13 protein-coding genes are annotated in these 17,192 nt (G+C 26.4%); 9 read left to right on the plus strand and 4 right to left on the minus strand.

The features are described from left to right. Positions 1–349: 349 nt before the first annotated feature. On the minus strand, positions 350–1,798 hold the full coding sequence (locus tag MBCUR_RS06965) for a TrkH family potassium uptake protein (protein ID WP_169805812.1): 1,449 nt from the start codon (positions 1,796–1,798) through the stop codon (positions 350–352). A 222-nt stretch (positions 1,799–2,020) separates the two neighbouring features. Next, on the minus strand, positions 2,021–2,242 hold the full coding sequence (locus tag MBCUR_RS06970; RefSeq protein WP_067091961.1) for a TRAM domain-containing protein: 222 nt from the start codon (positions 2,240–2,242) through the stop codon (positions 2,021–2,023). A 612-nt stretch (positions 2,243–2,854) separates the two neighbouring features. On the opposite strand from MBCUR_RS06970, the gene MBCUR_RS06975 reads away from it, so the two are divergent. The 5 genes from MBCUR_RS06975 to MBCUR_RS06995 all read left to right on the plus strand — a co-directional run bounded on the left by MBCUR_RS06975 (position 2,855) and on the right by MBCUR_RS06995 (position 8,173). Continuing rightward, positions 2,855–3,787, plus strand: coding sequence for a LysR family transcriptional regulator (locus MBCUR_RS06975; RefSeq protein ID WP_067091963.1), 933 nt, complete (start codon positions 2,855–2,857; stop codon positions 3,785–3,787). A gap of 263 nt (positions 3,788–4,050) precedes the next feature. Continuing rightward, a complete protein-coding gene (locus MBCUR_RS06980; protein ID WP_067091965.1) occupies positions 4,051–4,965 on the plus strand; it encodes a carbohydrate kinase family protein in 915 nt (304 codons plus the stop codon). A gap of 78 nt (positions 4,966–5,043) precedes the next feature. Beyond that, complete coding sequence (locus tag MBCUR_RS11130; RefSeq protein ID WP_067091968.1) at positions 5,044–6,375, plus strand: DUF1786 domain-containing protein; 1,332 nt, start codon at positions 5,044–5,046, stop codon at positions 6,373–6,375. A 61-nt stretch (positions 6,376–6,436) separates the two neighbouring features. Next, positions 6,437–7,669, plus strand: a complete 1,233-nt coding sequence (locus MBCUR_RS06990) for a metal-dependent hydrolase family protein (protein ID WP_067091970.1) — start codon at positions 6,437–6,439, stop codon at positions 7,667–7,669. A 21-nt stretch (positions 7,670–7,690) separates the two neighbouring features. Beyond that, positions 7,691–8,173 (plus strand): nucleoside deaminase, encoded by a 483-nt coding sequence (locus tag MBCUR_RS06995; RefSeq protein WP_067091972.1) that lies wholly within the window; start codon positions 7,691–7,693, stop codon positions 8,171–8,173. An 8-nt stretch (positions 8,174–8,181) separates the two neighbouring features. Here MBCUR_RS06995 and MBCUR_RS07000 read toward each other — a convergent pair whose 3' ends face one another. After that, the gene (locus MBCUR_RS07000; RefSeq protein ID WP_067091974.1) at positions 8,182–8,859 is read right to left on the minus strand and encodes a M48 family metallopeptidase; all 678 of its coding nucleotides are present in this window, start codon (positions 8,857–8,859) and stop codon (positions 8,182–8,184) included. A gap of 529 nt (positions 8,860–9,388) precedes the next feature. Here MBCUR_RS07000 and MBCUR_RS07005 point away from each other — a divergent pair. Further along, entirely contained in the window at positions 9,389–10,546 is a 1,158-nt protein-coding gene (locus tag MBCUR_RS07005) for a DUF362 domain-containing protein (protein WP_067091984.1), read from the plus strand. A gap of 148 nt (positions 10,547–10,694) precedes the next feature. Here MBCUR_RS07005 and fdhD read toward each other — a convergent pair whose 3' ends face one another. Then, positions 10,695–11,453, minus strand: coding sequence for a formate dehydrogenase accessory sulfurtransferase FdhD (gene fdhD / locus MBCUR_RS07010; protein WP_067091976.1), 759 nt, complete (start codon positions 11,451–11,453; stop codon positions 10,695–10,697). An 825-nt stretch (positions 11,454–12,278) separates the two neighbouring features. On the opposite strand from fdhD, the gene MBCUR_RS07015 reads away from it, so the two are divergent. The 3 genes from MBCUR_RS07015 to MBCUR_RS07025 all read left to right on the plus strand — a co-directional run bounded on the left by MBCUR_RS07015 (position 12,279) and on the right by MBCUR_RS07025 (position 16,797). Further along, positions 12,279–13,139, plus strand: a complete 861-nt coding sequence (locus MBCUR_RS07015) for a formate/nitrite transporter family protein (RefSeq protein WP_211265135.1) — start codon at positions 12,279–12,281, stop codon at positions 13,137–13,139. Between the two features lie 332 nt (positions 13,140–13,471). Next, positions 13,472–15,586 (plus strand): formate dehydrogenase subunit alpha, encoded by a 2,115-nt coding sequence (gene fdhF / locus MBCUR_RS07020; protein WP_067091980.1) that lies wholly within the window; start codon positions 13,472–13,474, stop codon positions 15,584–15,586. A 5-nt stretch (positions 15,587–15,591) separates the two neighbouring features. Further along, positions 15,592–16,797, plus strand: a complete 1,206-nt coding sequence (locus MBCUR_RS07025) for a Coenzyme F420 hydrogenase/dehydrogenase, beta subunit C-terminal domain (protein WP_067091982.1) — start codon at positions 15,592–15,594, stop codon at positions 16,795–16,797. Positions 16,798–17,192 lie beyond the last annotated feature (395 nt).

The raw sequence follows: 17,192 nt of genomic DNA on the forward strand, positions 1-17,192 counted from the left end.
ATTATAGAATATGAATTTAAAGATTATTTAAAGATTAATTTAAGGGCTAATTTAAAAAAATAAAATCATGCCCTCAAATAATTAAATATAAAAGCATTAATGATAAATTCATATCTCAAACTTTTTCAACTTAAATATTTATTAAATATAACATTTTGTAAAAACTATTTAATAAATTTTACGATTTTAACAATTTTCATATCAAGAAAAAGTAAAAAATTGAAAAAAAATAAAAATAAAAATAAAAAAATGAAAAATAAAAATTAAGAATTGAAAATTAAAAAAATAAAAAAAATTAGATTTTACTGATCCATATTCAAAATGTTTAAAACACATGCAATTAAAAAAATTATTCATCTCTAAACTTGATTTTTCGAAGTTTAGACTTTTTTTGAGTTTTATTTTTTTTAAAAAATTCTATAATAGCTGTTAAAAAGACTAAAAGTGGAATAATCTCAAGTCTTCCTATCCACATGTTAATAATTAACATGACTTTCGCAGATATTGGTACTCCAGAGAAGATAAGACCAGTATTAATTCCTACATTTCCTTGGGCAGATACAACATCAAACAATGCCCTTAAAGGATCAAAACCATGTGCAATGAAAACTCCCCACCCAATAAATATAAAGATCATGTATAAAGCAAAGTAAGAATTTGCTTCTTTTAAATTATGTTCTGAAAAATTTTGAGAGTTTATACGTGTTCTTATAATTCGTCCTTCTGGAGAAATTATGTTTAAAACTGTTTTATGAAGGTCTTTAAAAAGTAAAACAAGCCTTATAATCTTTAAACCACCAGATGTTGAACCTGATGAACCTCCAATTAACATCAAAGCAAAAATACCAAACTTCATAAATTCTGGCCATAAAGATATTGTAAACTCATTGTGGAGAGTAAAACCTGTTGTGGTAATGGCTGATACTACATGAAATAGAATTTCCATAGGCAAAAGGTCTGTGTAAAGCAAAATAAGTCCAAATATTAAAACTATTAAGACAATCATTACTTGAAACTGAATATCCTTAAAAATTTTTAAATGTTTAGTTGTAAAAGATTTATAAATGGTTAAAAAGCTGGTAGCTCCAGTAATCATTAAAAACATTGCTATGATATTATAAATATTGTTATTATAATAACCAAAACTTGCATTTTTAATGGTCATGCCCCCAGTAGATATTGCAGTAAGAGAATGATTAATAGAATCAAAAATAGGCATTCCTGCAAGGATAAATAGTATTATCCCAAGTACTGTAAATGTACCATAAATTTTAATAATTTTTTTTAATGTACTTCCTACACTTGGAGCTATTTTTTCTTGACGAGCCTCTGATTTATAAAGACGAGCTAATGGGGTACCAGAATGAAGTAAAATCCCTGTTATAAGAGCTATTATTCCTAATCCTCCAACCCACTGTTCCAAACTTCTTAAAAATAAAATTGAATTAGGAATAATCTCTAAATTAGGAATTATAGTAATTCCTGCTCCAGTCCAAGCAGACATATTCTCAAATAGTCCATCTATAAATGATATGTCCAATGCAAGAACCATGATTAATGCACCTATAATACTTGCCCATAACCAAGCTAAGGTAGATATAATCATTCCGTGTTTCAGCTTTAACTCTCCAATTTTATTGAATTTTTTAAGAAAATATCCTAAAGCTATTGAAAATAGACCTGGAATTAAAAAAGTCCAAATTTCATATTCATGGTAAATTAAAGCAATAATTACCGGAATTAATACTGTTATACCAATTCCTTCCATTATTAAACCAAGGAAATGGCTAATTGTCATTAAGTCTCTTTTGGTAATATGCTTCATCAAATAAAATTATACTTTGAGATATAAAAAACTTTTGAAGAAAAATTACTCTAGTGATAAAACATGCAAAAAAGTATAATGTTAAAAAACTAAAAAAGCATGAAAAATATAATTGACATATCAATTAATAAGATTAAAAAAAAAAATAAAAAAGAAAAAAATATATAACCCTTAGGTTATACTAAAGGAAAAAGCTTATTCTACTTTTTCACCAAAACCGAATTTTCTTCTGGTTGCATTGATTTTAACTTTGACTTCTTGTCCTACTTCTGTTCCAGGAACAAAAATAACATATCCATCAATTCTTGCTATACCGTCACCAGTTTTACCTTGATCTTCAATTTTAACATCGTATTCGGAATCAACTTCTACAGGTACTTGGTACTCTTCTCTTCTATTATAACTATCTTCAAACATTTTATCACTAAATTGTAAAATAATTTTGCCTTTAAAAAGACATTTACAAGTTTTTTAAAATGCAATTACAAAGAAAATACAGATTATTCATAAACCAATCAAAAATTCAATAAAAAATATAAAAATTAATCTAAAAAATAGTAGTATTAAAAATAAAAATATATCTTATTAAAGAACAATATTTATATAATTAAAAGTATTATTTATATAGAAAGTATTTCATAAAAATTTATTTAAAATAATTTAATTAATAAATAAAAAAAATAATGTATATCTAATCTAATGCATTATAATTAACTATATTCATGTTAGTATATAAATGTTACGAAATTTTTAAAAAAATAATTTAAAAACCTATAAAAAATCATGTAAAATTATTAAAAAATTAAAAAATTAAATTAATATTTTAAATAAAATTTTTAAACAAAACTTTCAAATAAAATAATTTTCAAATAAAATAGCTTTTAAATAAAATAAAGATATTAAATTATTTAATAACTAAAATACTATTTAAAATATATTTAAAACATAAAACTTAATATAACTTTAAAATGAACATGTATAATTTTTAATAGGTAAAATTAGAAATATCTAAATTTTATTAGGGAAAAAATGAAATTCGAGCCAAAGATTGGATTAAAATTAGATGAAAATTTTTATGATTACAAGCTATTCGAATCATTAGAAGCACTTTCTAAAACATTTTCACAACGAAAAACAGCTGAAATTTTAGATGTTTCTGCTCCAGTTCTAAATCGAAGAATAAAAAATGTAGAAAAAAAGCTAGGGTATGAATTAACACAAACAACGCCAAAAGGAACAGAATTAAGTAAAAATGGTCTAAATTTATTAAATAAATATATAAACTACAAGAAAAAACTTGAAGAGTTTGATAATATTAAAATTTTCGGAGGTCCAATAGTTTTAGGACTCTTAGAATATTTAAGTATTGACTTTAAAGAATCCCATTTAGAAGAAGAGAAAAAAAAAGAAGAAAAATGTAGCACTAATTTAAATATTTCACTATACTCTAGCGACAATTCAAGTGCATATGAGATGTTTAAAAGAAATTTTGTAGATATTTTAGCTTTAGATGATCCATTACTAGCATTTCAAAAAGATTTAGAATTTATACCAATAGCTTCAGACACATTGTCTCTTGTTTCAAATAACAATATTAATTTAAAAAAAATAAAATCAGTTGAAGATCTAAAAAATCTTAAATTCATCTCAGTAGAAGGTTCTGCTCAGAGATTAGCATGGCAAACACTTAAAGATTTGAATATCCCATTTAGTATTGTAAAAGAGGTTAAAAGTCAATATGATGCATATAAAATTGTTTCAAATTCAGAAAATATTTATACATTCTTAAACACAAGCTTTTTTAAAGGAGATGAAATATTAAAAAATCAAACAGAACATGTTTTAAGTTTAATAATAAAAAATAAAGAAAATTCAAAGGTAAACAACTTTATTGATTATATTTTAAATAATGGAAAGAAAATAATAAAAGAACAAGGATTTCTTCAATTAAAAAGCTATTAATTAACGATAAAATAATAAAGTAATAAAATAATAAAATAATAAAATAATAAAATATAAATATAAATATAAAATTAATAAAGTTAAAAAGTAATAAAGCTAAAAAGCATAAAATTAAAAAATATAAAGTTAAAAAATATAAAAAAGCCAATACTTAAAAAATCAATCAAAATATTTATAAATTTCTTTTATCAAAATAATAATACTATAAAACAATAACAAAAAAGAAAAATTTAATCTTTTCAAAAAATATAAGAGGTGATTTTTTGAGTATAAAAAGTGACTTATTAGCCATTGGACATACTGCATTTGATTATATTATTCGTGTGGATAAATTTCCTGAACCAAATAGCTCTATAACAATAAACAAGATGAAACATTTACATGGTGGAGCAGCAGCCAATGTTGCAGTTGTAGGATCTAAATTAGGCATTAAAACTTCTCTTATTTCAGCAGTTGGGGATGATTTTTTATATTCAAGTTATAAACTCTTAATGGAAGACTTAAACATCAATTTAAACCATTTAATTCATGTGAAAGATGAAAATACCTCAACTGCTTTTGTTCATACTGATTCAAATAATGATCAAGTGAGCTATTTCTATTGGGGAGCAAGTAGCGAATTTAAAAATACACCAGTAAATCCAAAGGCAATTGAAAATACAGAAGTCATTCATTTAGCTACAGGAGACCCAAGTTTCAATTATAGATCCTCTTTAATAGCTAAAGAGAATGATAAAATTGTGTCTTTTGATCCAGGTCAAGACCTACATATATACGACAATAAAACCCTTAAATCGGTGATAGAAAATACAGATATTATCTTTGGAAATCAATTTGAAATAAACACTATATTAGACAGGTTAAATTTAAATATTGATTCTTTAAGGAATCTTGGGCCTAAAATTGTTATTAAAACCGAAGGAGAAAAAGGAAGTAGTATTTATTCAGATGAAAAAATTAAAATAAACTCAATTTATCGCCCAGCTGTAGATCCAACAGGTGCAGGTGATTCATTTAGGGCAGGATTTTTTAGATACTATTTAAAAGGAGAATCATTGGAAAAATCAGCACAATTGGCCTCTTCAGTTTCATCATTTATAGTTGAAGAGTTAGGATGTCAAACAAATATCCCCACTTTAGAATCAGCCATAAAAAGAATGAATGAAAATTACAAATAATTAAAATTTTAGAAAAGATTGATTGAAAATATGGGCATTAATATCATTAATTATTAATAATGAAATATATTGATTTATATGAAAATTTTAGCCATTGATATTGGAGCAGGAACACAAGACATTTTACTTTACAACAGCAAAGAAAATCTTGAAAATTCCATAAAATTAGTCCTTCCCTCTCCATCAGTTCAAACTGTAGAGAGAATAAAGAGAATTAAAAATGATTTATACATTGATGGAGAGATTATGGGTGGAGGAAAGATTAAAAGAGAAATAGTTAACTTATTAAATGAAGGATATAAAGTAGCTATTGAAAAAACTCCAGCAAAAACAATAAGAGATGATTTATCCCAAGTAGAATCACTTGGAGTAGAAATAGTAGAAGATTACTCCTATGAAAAAAATTTAAAAAACAGCTCCACTACAAATATAAAAAAAAATAACTCTAAAACTACTCCTAAAATTTCTCCTAAAATAGATTCTAAGATTAATCCTAAAATAGATTCTAAGATTAATCCTAAAATAGATCCTAAAATAAATTCTGAAATTAATCCTCAAATAGATCCTAAATTTTTGAAATATTCAAAATTAAGCTTTAAAGATTTAGATTTAGATGAATTATCCAAAACTATTTCTAAATATGAATTAAATTATTTTTTTGATTATTTGGCTGTTGCAGTTCAAGACCATGGTTATTCACCAAAAATGGGAGATAGAGATTTTAGATTTGAAAAAATAAGAGAAAAATTAAAAGAACCAATGGCTCCAGAAGAATTTGCTTATATTAATAATATTCCTGAATACTTTACAAGAATGAAAGCTATTGAAAGTAATATTAAAAATTATGAAAATTATGAAAATTATGAAAAAAATAAAGAGGAAAATAATAGAAATAATGAAAATGAAAATGAAAATAGCAAAAATCAAATAAATAAAAAATTTAAAAGTATCATAATGGATTCTAAGTTTGCTTCAATAGCTGGAGCTATTCATGATGAAAAAATAAATAATTTAAATAGCTTTGTTGTTATTGATATTGGAAATGGTCATACCATGGCTACATCAATAGAAAATGGATTAATTCAAGGATTATTTGAACATCACACAACTAATTTAGATGATAAAACAGGTGAAACTATCACAAATTTAATAAATAAACTAGTTGATGGAAGTTTAACTCATGAAGAGGTTCATGGAAACTATGGTCATGGTACCCATATACTAAATCCAATATCAAAATTAGAAAAAGTAGTTGTTACAGGTCCAAGAAGAGGAATAATAAAAAATACTGATTTTGACTACTATAATGCCACACCTGGAGGAGATGTTATGATGACAGGTCCTGTAGGATTAATAAAATCAATTGAACATCATTTAAAAAAAGAAAAAAAGAAAATAGAAAAAGAATAAAAAAAGTATAAAAAAAGTAGGAAAACTTGAAAATTATTAGAAAATAGGAAAATTTGATAAAATGAAAACATTAATAAAAAATATTAATATAATAGACCCAAAAAAGGAAGAAATAGATGTTAATTCTTCAATAGCTGTTGATAACGGACAAATAAAAGATATTGGAAAAAATATTTCACAAAATAAATCAAATTATGAAAATATAGTTGATGGTGAAGATAATTATATTTTATCTGGATTTATAGACAGTCATGTACATTTAATGGCAAGAGGGTTTGTAAACTCTGATTATATGAGTGACCCTTTATCATACTATTTTTATAAAGGAGCTGAAAATTGTAGAAAAACATTAGAATGTGGAATTACAACTGCTCGTGATTGTGGACTTTTAGATTATGGAGTAAAACTTTCAGCCAACAAAGGATTGATTTATTCTCCAAAACTTCAAATTTCAATCATGCCTATCTCAATTACTGGTGGACATTTTGATATTACACTAAAATCTGGTTATGATATGATTCCACAATATCCTGGATTTCCACATCCAGTCGCAAATGGTGTTGAGGGAGTTATAAGAAAAACAAGAGAAATTGTTCGATCAGGTGCTGATTTTGTAAAAGTAATGGCAAGTGGTGGAGTTATAAGTGAAAGTGACAGTCCTCAAGATATTCAGTATAACAAAAAAGAGTTGAAAGGCATTGTAGATGAAGCCAATAGATTAGGAAAAAAAAAAGTTGCAACACATTGTCATGGTCTTGGAGGATTAGAACTTTCATTAAAAGCTGGAGTCCATTCAATTGAACATGGAACATCAATAACAAAAAATTTAGCTCAAGAAATGATTAAAAAAGGAACTTTTCTTATTCCAACATTTTCTGTAATACAATGGCAAAGAAAACAAGCTAAAAAGAAAGTCCTTCCAGAAGATAAAATTCCTAAAGCTTTAGAGGTTTCTAAAATACATAAAGAAAATATTGAAATAGCTTACAATGAAGGAGTAAAAATAGCTATGGGAACTGACAGTGGAGTACATGAACATGGTCAAAATCTTAAAGAATTAGAGCATTTAGTTAATATGGGGATGGATGAAAGGGAAGCATTAATAGCTGGAACACTAACAAGTGCAGAATGTCTTGGATTAGAAGATAAAATAGGTTCAATAGAAACAGGAAAATCAGCAGATTTTATTATTACAAAGAAGAATCCATTAGAAAATATTAAGTCATTACAGGATAAAAACAATCTTAAAATAATAATTCAAGATGGAAATATTATTAAAAACATTTTAAATTAATTATAGATAAGGAAAATTTAAATGGATAAAAATATTATAAAAGATAAAGAATTTATGATGGAAGCTATTAAAGAAGCTAAAAAATCGTTGGAAGAAGGTGGACTTCCTATTGGTTCAGTTTTAGTAAAAAATGGTGAGATCATATCCAGGGGACACAATAAACTAATACAAAATAATTCTGTTATATTACATGGTGAAATGGATGCCATTGAAAATGCTGGAAGACTCAATGGAGAAGAGTATAAGCAAATTACTCTATACACAACACTTTCACCTTGCCCAATGTGTTCTGGAGCCATTATTCTTTACCATATAAAAAGAGTCGTTATAGGAGAAAATTCAACATTGATGGGTGCTGAAAACTTATTAAAAGAAAATGATGTAGAACTAAGATGTTTAAATATGAAAGAACCAAGAGAACTCTTAAATCAATATATTAAAGATAATCCAAAACATTGGAGAGAAGAATTAGAGAAAGTCGGATCAACTACTAGTTTAAAGTAAAAAATAAGTTAATCCCAATTCTCAAGGGATAAAAATCCCTCTAATTGTCTAATTTTATTTCTTAAATTTTTATAATCAGGTAAAACCGCTTCAACTTCGATCCAAAAGTTCTTTGAATGGTTATGGTGTTTAATATGAGCAAGTTCATGGACAACAAGATAATCAATAGTTTCTTCATCTCCCATAATAATTCTCCATGAAAAATTTAAGCTATTTTTTCCACTACAACTTCCCCAACGTGTTTTAGCATTAGAAATCCTTACTTTTAAAGGATTGACATTCATGATTTTTTTAAAATGGCTTACTCTTTGATTAATATATGATTTAACTATTATTTTGTAGAAATGAATGATAATAGATTTTATTTGATTATTATCAAGGTTTTTTGGAATAAAAAACTTATTATCCTTAAATTGAGCAATATTATCATCAGAAGGAATAATTTCTACTAAATTTCCCCTTAAATATACTTTATCATGATAATTTAAATTAAATGAATTCTTAGAATTAAACTTTTTTATAAGTTCTTTTTGATTTTTTAATATCCATTCTTCATTAGATTTAATAAAATCATCAATAAAGGATTTAGATGTTTTTAAAGGAGACCTTACAATAACTTGTCCATTTTCCTTTATTTTCAAAGAAATTGTTTTCCGTTTAGAACGAATTAATTTGTATTTTATCATAATATCTTGGAGATTATTAAGTAATATTTCATATAAATATTTATATTTAATACTTTAAATATATAAAAAAATTATATAAAAAAATCATTAAATGGCTATGTAGCAATTGAAAACCTAATTTTCTAAATTTAATTAATTAAGTTAAAATTAAATTTATAAAGTTATAATGAATTTTATTATAAAAATAAATATAAATATTTAATAAAATTCTATTTTAATTAATATTAATGTCTATTTACTAAAAATAATTATTTTTAAACATTTAATTTTATTATTTTTTAAAATATTTTAATTTAAATTTAACTAGTTAATATGAGTTATTTACTAACTAGAAGAACCTTTTAAAAAAAGGTTCATCAAAAGGTTTTCTCAAAAATAAAGAAAACTAATTTAAATAAAAGTTTTTTACAAATTATAATTATTTTTAAATATTTGTTTTTACAAAAAAATAATCATTTCACAGCCTCTTAAAAAAAAAAAAAAAAAAAAATGACTAGATATAAAATGTTATTAAAAAATAATGATTGAAATGAAGAAAAGAGATAAAATATATATTAACAATGGAAGTAATTTAATTAAAATGACATTAGAATTGCTTGAAATGGCTAATGTTAAGGAAGAATTAAATCCTGGAATAAAAATAATCATTAAACCTAATCTAGTTGTTAGTGAAAAGGCAGAAAATGGAGCTACTACACATGTTGAAATAGTTGAAGCTATTGTGATTTATTTAAAAGAAAATAAAATTGAAGATATTACAATAGCTGAAGGTTCATGGGTTGGTGATGGAACAAGCACCATTCCAGCATTTAAAATTGGTGGATACCTTAGTTTAGCAGAAAAATATGGTTTAAAAATTCTTGATACGAAAAAAGATAATGTAGAAACTGTAAAATTTGATAATTTAAATTTAAATGTATGTAAATCGTTTTTAGATGCTGATTTTATTATTAATGTTCCAGTTTTAAAAGGACATTGTCAAACAAAGATAACAGCATGTTTAAAAAATATTAAAGGTTGTATACCTGATGATGAGAAAAGAAGATATCATAGAATTGGATTAAGCAAGCCAATAGCTGGAATAAACACTGTTATAAAACCATCCCTCCATATTGTTGATGGAATATGCGGTGATTTAAATTATGAATGTGGAGGCAATCCTGTGGAACAAAATAGAATATTTTTGTCCAAAGACCCATTGCTTTTAGATAGCTATTTATCAAAACTTATTGGTTACAATCCAGAAGAAATTGATTACTTAAACTATGGCTTAAAATACGAGTTAGGGAAATTTCATGACAAAAACAGCGAAATAATTGAATTAAACTCAGATAATAGAATAAAAACTTATGAAAATAGAAATAATACTAAAAAAAACAATAAACATAAACCTTTAGCCATTGAAAAATTAGAAAGATTTATTGATGATAATTCTTCTTGTTCAGCATGTTATTCCTCGCTAATTTTTGCATTAGATAAACTAGAAGCTTCAAAAATAGAAAATATTAATGAAAAAATAAAAATAGGTCAAGGATTTAAAAAAGAAGCCATTGTAAGAACAAAAGTTGGAGGAATAGGAATAGGAAATTGTTGTATAAAATTTAAAAAAAACATAACAGGATGTCCACCAACAGGCTTAGATGTCTTAAATTTTTTAAAGCAAATCTTAAATAATGAAAAATCTTAAATAATGAAGAACCTTAAATAATGAAAATAAAGTATAAAATAAGAAAATACGAAAAAGTAAAAAAAGAAAAAATAAAAAAAATAAAAAAAAATCTAAAATACCTAAAATGTCTAGAACACCTAAAAAATCTAAATATCTAAAAAACAGATCATAGCATGATTCTATGTGGGTGAGTATAGACATTGAATCTGTCTTCTCTTAAAAATCCAATCATTGTTATATTTGCCTTATCTGCTACAGTGTAACCTGAAAGAGTTGGGGCGGCATTTGAAGCTATTAATGGAATACCAACACGTGCTATTTTTATTAGCATATCAGCAGGCATTCTACCACTATAAATAATATAAGAATTTGAAAAATCAAGGTTTTTAATGGCTGCAGCACCTATAATCTTATCAACTGCAACATGACGAGATACGTCTTCAATAGCTATAAATTCATTTTTTTCACAGTTTACTAATCCAGCAATATGTGTTCCACCAGTTTGTTTCCATGTAAACGCTTTTTCTCTTAAGGTATTTATATTTTTAATTAATTCCTCTGGCTCAATGATAAAATCTGATTCAACTTCATCTATAATATCTATTTTAGTTCTCCAGCCCCCAAAACAATCTGAACCAACAAGCAATTCTTTTCTAATATCAAAATCTTCTAAATTAATTTCTGTATTCAAAATATTATTATTTATTTCTATATCAATAACATTTTCATAAGAATTAATAAGCCCTTCACCTAACATATATCCTACAGCAAATTCTTTTAAAGAATCTGGACTAATTGAAAAATTTCTTGTTAAATTATCGTTAATATTTAATGTAATTGTTTCATCAACAACTATTTTCTCTTTAAATTTTTTTAATTCACTATTTTCATATTTAAAAGCTTCAATTTCATCTATTAGTTCCATTTTATCAATTCCAAAAAGTAATTATATAAATTTTTAAAAATTATCTAATTAAAACTAATATTTCAGTAAAATATACTTATATTATTACTATTTATAATAATAGCACAAACATAAATGAAATATTGTGAAATAAGCAAAAATTAATAATTTTTTTTTAAAAAAAATATCTTATTATTTATTTTTTTAATTAGTAATATTATTTTTAGTTAAGATAAAATTTTCTAAAAAAGATAAGAAAAAAAATAAAATTGAATAAAAATAGAAAAAAATTAAATTCTAAAAAATAGAATGAAATTTGATTATGTGACTATAAAACATTTAAAAAAGAAAAATAAAGAGATATAGAAGGAATAATTATTAAAATAGATAAAATAGAAAAATTTTTTTAAAAAAAATAGTTGTATGTACAGCATATAAATAAATAAATTTTAAATCTAATTAATCTTAATTATTAATAGTGAACAATTATTGATAATTAAAAACATGATTATACATTCAATAAAAAAAAGAATTAAAAGAATTTTATTTAAAAAAAAGAGTTTAGAGACCATAAAAAGTATTAAAAAAGTGTTAAAAATATTTGTTTATAATAAATTTAAATGTATATAGGTCTTTATATATAAAACTTGTTATTTAAAACTTAAAGATAAGTATTTTTATACTAATGATAAATTTAATATCATACTGAAAATTTTATAGGATTTTAAAGGACTTAATTTTTTATAGGCTTTGAATTAAATTTATATCATATAAGAATTTCAGTATTAAAAATTTTAAATAATAAAATTTTAAAATAGAATTTAAATAATAAAGAGGTTGTTAATTATGGGTTCTAGTTTTAAAAGTCCTGCAGACACAGCTAAGGCTATGGTTGGAATTGCAGGAACTAAACAAAATTCAAGTATAATTAATACAATTATACTAAGTTTCTTTGCAGGTGCTTACATTGCGTTTGGCGGTTTACTTGCAGAAATTGTTACTACTGGTATGGCAGCTCCTGAGTTTCCTGCTGGTTTAGTAAAACTATTTTTCGGTGCAGTGTTCCCAGTTGGTTTGATGCTAGTTGTTATAGCTGGATCAGAGCTGTTTACTGGAAATAATATGTACATGACTTTTGGAGTTTTAACAGGCAAAGCCACAGCTGGCGGACTTGTTAAAAATTGGGTTGTAAGTTGGGTGTTCAACTTTGTTGGTGCATTGTTTGTTGCTTATGTTTTAGCTACAGCAACTGGTCTTATGACTGCTCCTACAGTAGTAAATGGTACTGAAACTTTCCCATTTGCAGTTAAGGCAGTTTCGGTAGCAGCACCTAAGATAAAATTAGGATTTACTGAAGCCCTTCTAAGAGGTATTGGATGTAATTGGTTGGTATGTCTAGCAGTTTATCTTGCTATTGCATCAGATGATATTATTGGAAAAATCCTTGGTATTTGGTTCCCAATCATGGCTTTCGTAGCTATTGGATTTGAGCACAGTATTGCAAATATGTTTTTCTTAACTCTTGGTGTATTCATGGGTGAAAGAAATATCGCAGCTGCTGGAGCAGATCCTAATCTTGTTACCATTACATGGCAAGGAGTATTTAACAATTTAATACCCGTAACAATAGGTAATATAATTGGTGGAGCTATTTTTGTTGGATTCCTTTATTGGTTTGTTTACCTAAGAGGTCAAAAAATAGAATAATCTTAATTGTTTAGTGAAAATTGTTTAGTGAAAATAAATTATAAATAATTTTTAATTAGATTATAAAATTGGATTATAAAATGAAATATTTTTAATTTATTTTTAATTTTTTTAAATTTTATTTATCACATTTATTTTTAAAATACAAATATTAATACAAATATTATAAAAGATTATTATTGAAATCTAAAAATGCATTAAATTTTAAACAAGTCTTTTAAATAGTATTTAATAGTTTTAAAATATAATAGTTTTAAAATAAAAAATATTACGGTTGTATAATACAATAAATATTTAAAATTAAAGTATTTATTGAAATATAGGTGAATCATATGGTAGAAATGAAATATGTGCCTACTATCTGTCCATATTGTGGAACAGGCTGTGGTTTAAATCTTGTTGTTGTAGATGGCAAGGTTGTTGGTGTAGAACCATGGAAAAGGCATCCAGTCAATGAAGGAAAATTGTGTCCAAAAGGTACTTTTTCACATGAATTTTTCCAAAGAGATGACAGACTTACTAAACCATTAATTAGAGTTGGAGCTCCTGCAGACTACGAAGGTACTGCAATAGTAGATGTTCCTATCTCAAAAATAGCTGATGGTAGTAACTTTAGAGAAGCAGAATGGGATGAAGCATTAGATTTAATTGCTAAAAAAATAAAAACATTCAAACCTGAAGAAGTTGGATTTTTAGCATGTGCTAGATCTCCAAATGAAAATATTTATATTACACAAAAATTTGCACGTACAGTTATTAATACTCACAATGTAGATCACTGTGCAAGAATTTGCCACGGACCTACTGTTGCAGGTTTAGCAAAAACCTTTGGTTCAGGTGCTATGACCAACGACTTTGTAAGTGTAGAAAGTGCAGATGTTATATTAATTATTGGTTCAAACAACATGGAAGCACACCCTCTCTTTGGAAGAAGAGTTATTAGGGCTAAAAAGAATGGTGCTAAGATTATTGTTATTGATCCACGTTACACTCCAACTGCAAAATTAGCTGATTTATACATTGACTTTAAATCTGGTGGAGATGTTGCATTATTAAATGGTATAATGAAAATCATCATAGATGAAGGTTTACAAGATGATGAGTTCATTGAAAATAGAACTAAAAATTACCAAAGATTAAAAGAAACTGTATCAAAATACGATTTAGATACTGTTGCAAAAATTACTGAAGCAGACCCAGAAAAAATCAAAAAAGCTGCATTAATGTATGGTCAAGCTGAAAATTCAGCTATTGTATACTCATTAGGTATTACAGAACACAGACATGGTGCAGATAATGTTATGGCTAACGCAAATTTAGCTATGCTTACTGGTAACATTGGTAAAGTTGGATCTGGTGTTAACCCACTTAGAGGACAGAATAATGTGCAAGGTGCTTGTGATATGGGAGCTCTCCCTACTGATTATCCAGGTTACCAAAAAGTTGTTTCAGAGGCAGCACAGAAAGCCGTTGAAGAAAATTGGTCCTGCACTTTAGATAGCTGTGCTCCAGGACTCACTGTTGTTGAAATGATACATGCATCAGCTCGTGGAGACATGAAATGTATGTACATTACTGGAGAAGATCCAGTTTTATCTGATCCTGAAACTAACCATGTTATAGAAGCAATGGAAAACTTAGACTTCTTAGTAGTTCAAGACACATTTATGTCAGAAACTGCAAGATATGCTGATGTTGTTTTACCTGCTGCTGGTTGGGGTGAACAAGAAGGAACCTTTACCAGTGGTGAAAGAAGAGTACAATTAGTTAGAAAAGCTGTTGATGCTCCAGGAGAAGCTAAATACGATTGGCAAATCATGAAAGAAATTGCAGAAAGAATTGACCCTAAATTTGCTGATGAGTTCACATATGCTAATGCTCAAGAAATCTTTGATGAAATGAGAAAGATTACTCCTCAATATGCTGGAATGAACAGAGAAAGATTAGAAAGACCTGAAGCTTTACACTGGCCATGTCCTACTGAAGACCACCCAGGTCAAGGTTTAATGCACATTGATACATTTGCACATCCTGATGGATTAGGCATATTTGAACCTGCTGATTACATTGGTCCTTCTGAATTACCAGATGATGACTATCCTCTTGTTTTAACAACTACAAGAACTATTTTCCACTATCATGCAAGTATGACTAGAAGGTGTAAAACATTAGACAAAGAATTGCCTACTGGTTATGTGGAAATCCATCCTAATGATGCTAAAAAGTTAGGTATTGCTAACAGAGAAAAAGTTAAAGTTAGATCTAGAAGAGGAGAAATTGAAATTCCTGCGAGAGTAACTCCTGATATTATCGAAGGAGAAGTTAACATACCAATGCATTTCTTTGAATGTGCTGCTAACTTCTTAACCACCTCAAAGGAATTAGATCCAAAATCTAAAATGGCAGAGTTAAAAGTCTGTGCAGTTACTATTGAGAAGTTGGAGTGATTTAAATGGCAGTCGAAGTAAATGATAAATGTTATATGTGGTCTGCAGATAATGCTATCGCTGAAAAAGGTGAATATGGTGGAGCTGTAACTACCTTAATGAAATATCTTTTAGAAAACGGTTTAGTTGATGCTGTTCTTGCAGTTGAAAAAGCAGCTGATCTTTATGATGCTGTTCCTAAGCTTATTACAAAAGGAGAAGATGTTATAAAATCTGCTGGTTCACTTCATTGTGGTACATTAAATTTAGCAAAAGTAGTTGAAAAATACTTAGATGGTTTAAAAAATATTAAAATAGCTGTTACATGTAAACCATGTGATGCAAGAACCATTAGAGAACTTATCAAAAAAGGAAGAGTTGTTGAAGATAACATCATAATGGTAGGAGTAAACTGTGGTGGAACAATGCCACCTAACAAGACTCGTATAATGATTGATGAAATCTTTAATCTTAATCCTGATGAAGTAGTTAAAGAAGAAATTGCAAAAGGAAACTTAATCATTGAAACTCATGATGGTGAGAAATCTATTAAAATAGATGAGTTAGAAGAAGATGGATGGGGTAGAAGAACCAACTGTCAACGTTGTGAATATAATATTCCAACTATGGCTGATGTTGCCCTTGGTAACTGGGGAGTTATAGGACCTAAAGCTGGAAAAGCAACATTTGTTGAAGTTTTCAGTGAAAAAGGAGCTAAAATTCTTGAAGAAGCTATTGCAGCTGGTGTTATTGAGACTGAAGAGGCTATTCCTAAAGGTATAGAAATTAGGGCTAAAATTGACCAAACTATGGTTAATATGGCAACAAAAGCTCAAGAAAAAGAATTCAAAGATTTACAAGGAGATATTTTAGAAATATTTAACGAATTTAAAGATGAGTTTTCAAAATGTATGAAATGTTTTGGTTGTCGTGAAGCTTGTCCTATTTGTTACTGTCCTGATTGTATTTTAGAATCTGGTCCTGATTGGATTACAAAAGGATTAATTCCTGCTGCTCCATTATTCCATTTAGGAAGAGCAGTTCATATGGCAGATTCATGTACAAACTGTGGTCAATGCGAAGATGTTTGTCCTTCTGAAATCCCAGTAGCACAGTTCTGGCATGCAATTAACAGAAAAATCCAAGATATTTATGGATATGAACCAGGCAAAGATGACTACAGCATCCTTGCCCCATTATCTAACTATCAAGATTTAGGATTAAGAGATTAATTTCTCTTTTTCTTTTTTATATTATTGCTAGTTTATATTTTGTAAATATTTTGTAAAACTTATCTTTTGTAATTGTTTTTGTAAAAATATAAATTCTAATTTTTAATAGAAAAACACCAAGTAGAAATTATTATAATAAGAAAATATTTCTATGATATTTTTTCGCTCAAAATAACTAATAATTTCTACTATTTTTATTTTTTTATCTTTTTTTAATTCTTTTATAGAGTTTCAAATTTATTTAAATTTCATATAAATTAGCAAATTTAATATTTATCTATAAAAACTATTATCTATAAAAATTAACTATTATCTATTTAAATTTAATATATTAACTGCTAATGTTGTAAATTTTAATCATTAAAAATTGTTAAAATTTAATATTAATGCTGTCT

The sequence above is a fragment of the Methanobrevibacter curvatus genome (assembly GCF_001639295.1).
Classification (GTDB): domain Archaea; phylum Methanobacteriota; class Methanobacteria; order Methanobacteriales; family Methanobacteriaceae; genus Methanoflexus; species Methanoflexus curvatus.

Excerpts from the sequence above, each read along its gene's own strand:
- MBCUR_RS06965 (WP_169805812.1), bottom strand. The coding sequence starts at position 1,798 with ATGACAATTAGCCATTTCCTTGGTTTAATAATGGAAGGAATTGGTATA.
- MBCUR_RS06970 (WP_067091961.1), bottom strand. The coding sequence starts at position 2,242 with ATGTTTGAAGATAGTTATAATAGAAGAGAAGAGTACCAAGTACCTGTA.
- MBCUR_RS06975 (WP_067091963.1), top strand. The coding sequence starts at position 2,855 with ATGAAATTCGAGCCAAAGATTGGATTAAAATTAGATGAAAATTTTTAT.
- MBCUR_RS11130 (WP_067091968.1), top strand. The coding sequence starts at position 5,044 with ATGAAAATTTTAGCCATTGATATTGGAGCAGGAACACAAGACATTTTA.
- MBCUR_RS06990 (WP_067091970.1), top strand. The coding sequence starts at position 6,437 with ATGAAAACATTAATAAAAAATATTAATATAATAGACCCAAAAAAGGAA.
- MBCUR_RS06995 (WP_067091972.1), top strand. The coding sequence starts at position 7,691 with ATGGATAAAAATATTATAAAAGATAAAGAATTTATGATGGAAGCTATT.
- MBCUR_RS07000 (WP_067091974.1), bottom strand. The coding sequence starts at position 8,859 with ATGATAAAATACAAATTAATTCGTTCTAAACGGAAAACAATTTCTTTG.
- MBCUR_RS07005 (WP_067091984.1), top strand. The coding sequence starts at position 9,389 with ATGAAGAAAAGAGATAAAATATATATTAACAATGGAAGTAATTTAATT.
- fdhD (WP_067091976.1), bottom strand. The coding sequence starts at position 11,453 with ATGGAACTAATAGATGAAATTGAAGCTTTTAAATATGAAAATAGTGAA.
- MBCUR_RS07015 (WP_211265135.1), top strand. The coding sequence starts at position 12,279 with ATGGGTTCTAGTTTTAAAAGTCCTGCAGACACAGCTAAGGCTATGGTT.
- fdhF (WP_067091980.1), top strand. The coding sequence starts at position 13,472 with ATGGTAGAAATGAAATATGTGCCTACTATCTGTCCATATTGTGGAACA.
- MBCUR_RS07025 (WP_067091982.1), top strand. The coding sequence starts at position 15,592 with ATGGCAGTCGAAGTAAATGATAAATGTTATATGTGGTCTGCAGATAAT.